The sequence below is a fragment of the Streptomyces durbertensis genome, assembly GCF_014156695.1.
Taxonomy (GTDB): domain Bacteria; phylum Actinomycetota; class Actinomycetes; order Streptomycetales; family Streptomycetaceae; genus Streptomyces; species Streptomyces durbertensis.
The window spans coordinates 1-2,382 of sequence record NZ_WMLF01000622.1 but is presented as its reverse complement, the minus strand read 5'-3'; the positions used below and the strand labels follow the sequence as shown (position 1 = coordinate 2,382).

Genomic DNA, 2,382 nt, shown 5'->3' with positions numbered 1-2,382 from the left:
ACGCCGTGCTCGGGGCGCTGGGCGGCCGGCCCGGGCGGTCAGGCCCGGGCGCGGAGGACGTCGATGTTGCCGAAGCGGGTGCGGGCGCGGATGCTGACGGTCTCCTCGGCGTCCGCGGGACTCTCGGACGCGGTGAGCGTGTTGCGCACCTGACCGGAGCCGGAACTGGCGTCGAGCCAGGCGGCCGTGCCCTCCCGCACGCCCACCTCGATCGAGCCGTACGCCGTTTCCAACTGGACCTCCCCGCGGGTCACCTCGTTGAGACGCAGGGTGCCGTGGGCGGTGGTGGCGACAACCGAGGCCTCGGCGCGCCGGACCTCGATGTCGCCGTTGGCGCCGCTCACCCGCAGCTCGCCCAGCGCCGCGCCGACGGTGGTGGTGCCGTGCGAGTTCTTCAGGACGGCCGGCCCGTCGGTGACACCGACGCGCAGGCTGCCGGAGCTGGTGCTGATCTCGGCCTCGCCCTCGACCCGGTCGACGCTGATCGAGCCGTGCGACGCGGACAGCCGCAGCGGGCCCGTCTCCTCAAGGCGGACGTCGCCGGCCGAGGACTTCACCCGGACCTCGCCGAGGCGTCCCTCGCCGAGCACCTGGACCCAGGGACCGTTCACCTCGACCCGCGAGCCCGTCGGCAGCTCCACGATCACGTCGACGATGCCGGGACGGCCGAACAGGTTGCGCTGCTTCGGCGTTCTGACGGTCAGGACGCCGTTGGTGTACGTGACCTCGGTCTGCTCCACCGCCCGAACGTCCTGGTCCCGCTTCGGGTCGCGGGGCTGCACGTCGACAACGGTGTCGGAGCGGTCGCTGGCGCCGAACCGGATGGAACCGGCCTGCAGTTGGGCGGTGAGGGAGATCGGTGCGGGAGTGTCGTAAGAAGGCATGGCTGTCCCGTCCTCTTGACTCTTCAGGTCGTCCCCGCTGGTGGGGCGCGATGATGTGGGTGGAGTGGTGCGGATGGTGCGGGGCCGGCGCGGCTAGCGCACCCAGCCCGTGAAGCTCTGGCCGATCGAGTGCGTCTTGCCGGCCGCGCGGGGCCTCTGCCCGCCGTCGACCGCCGCCGAAACGGCCCGCACCAGCCACGCGTTGACCGACAGACCCTCCCGGCTCGCCGCCTCCTCGGCGCGCGCCTTCAGGTGGGCCGGCAGCCGCAGGTTGACCCGCGCGATACCGCCCTCGTCGCCCTCCGCGGGCGCCACCGCCCGGGGCGGCTCGACGGGGTAGGAGACCTCGACCCCGGGGCCGCCCTCGCCGGGCGGTGGCGTCACCACGAAGTCGGGGTCCAGCCCGCGCAGTCGCACGTCGACCGAGCCGGGGGCGAGCTCGCGGGTGATCTCGTCCATCGCGGCGGACAGCACGTTGAGCAGGACCAGGCGGGTCGCCGACTCCAGGGGGGTGGTCAGCCGCTCGGCGAGATCGCGGGCTTCCTCCCCACCGGCTTCGGCGGCCACCGCGAGCTCGCGGCGAAGAGTTTCGACATACGGCGTGAGGTCCATGACGCCATGATGGCACCAGGTGGCGCCAGATGCAACCCCTGCCGGCATCGTTCATGGCGCCAGGGCGAGTGTGGCTGCTCTGACCTGCGAGGATGTGGCGACATGGCTGCTGGTCGGCAGCGGTATCGCCCGTCCACCGACCGGCGCGTGGTGCGCGATGGCGTCATGATGACGCCATGTGGCATCGTCGGGTGCGCCAACTGTCGTCCCGTGGTGCCAGACAGTGCCGCGCCTGGTCCGACAGGCCGTGCCGGTCCGCCCGCGGAGGGGTGCGCCGACCGATCGCGGCCTCGTCCACCCCCGGTAGCGCGGACCTGGTCGCGTAGTCGACGCGACACGTCCACGCAGAAGTCGCGCACCGGCGGCCCCGGACGTCAGGGCGGGCACCAAGCCCACGGAGTGGGGATCAGCCGCTGACGCCCATCTCGGCGCTGTAGCGGTCGCGCAACTCGCGCAGGTAGGAGTGCAGGTAGGCGTCGTCCAGCGGGGTGCCGTCCCGGTTCGTGACGCCGTGCCACTTCTGGAGCGCCTGGCTGAGCTGCGGCGCGCTGGGCCGGTTCCCGCGTTCCGCTATGAACCGTCGGTAGGCGGCGAAGTACACCTCCTCGCGCGGCACACCGTCGGGTATGCCGACCGGGTCGGCCTCCGGCGCCACCGCGTCCACCACGGCGGTCGCGGCACCGGCACGCGTGTGCTGTTCGCTCTCGGGAGCCTGGCCGAGCGCCCTGACCCGCCCGGGCCCGACCGGCACGGTGACCGCGGGCTCGGACTCCCGGTCTGAGAAGTCCGGCGACGGAGCCGGGGCCGGCGGCACGGTCGCCGGGCGCGGGGCCGGGAGGTCCCCGACGGGCAGCGGTTCGTTCGGGGAAACGGCTGCTGGTGCTGG

General features: G+C 73.3%; 2 protein-coding genes and 1 pseudogene. All 3 read right to left on the bottom strand.

Annotated elements, in window-relative coordinates; all coding sequences use genetic code 11:
* Positions 1-38: 38 nt before the first annotated feature.
* Positions 39-884: a DUF4097 family beta strand repeat-containing protein gene (locus tag GL263_RS25180; protein ID WP_182858044.1), complete on the bottom strand. Its 846-nt coding sequence runs from the start codon at positions 882-884 to the stop codon at positions 39-41.
* A gap of 93 nt (positions 885-977) precedes the next feature.
* On the bottom strand, positions 978-1,496 hold the full coding sequence (locus tag GL263_RS25175) for a toxin-antitoxin system HicB family antitoxin (RefSeq protein ID WP_182858043.1): 519 nt from the start codon (positions 1,494-1,496) through the stop codon (positions 978-980).
* Between the two features lie 406 nt (positions 1,497-1,902).
* Positions 1,903-2,382, bottom strand: a pseudogene (locus tag GL263_RS25170) (DUF2637 domain-containing protein); the annotation flags it as partial.

Bases quoted from the DNA above. Each gene is read 5' to 3' on its own strand.
- GL263_RS25180 (WP_182858044.1), bottom strand. From the start codon at position 884: ATGCCTTCTTACGACACTCCCGCACCGATCTCCCTCACCGCCCAACTG.
- GL263_RS25175 (WP_182858043.1), bottom strand. From the start codon at position 1,496: ATGGACCTCACGCCGTATGTCGAAACTCTTCGCCGCGAGCTCGCGGTG.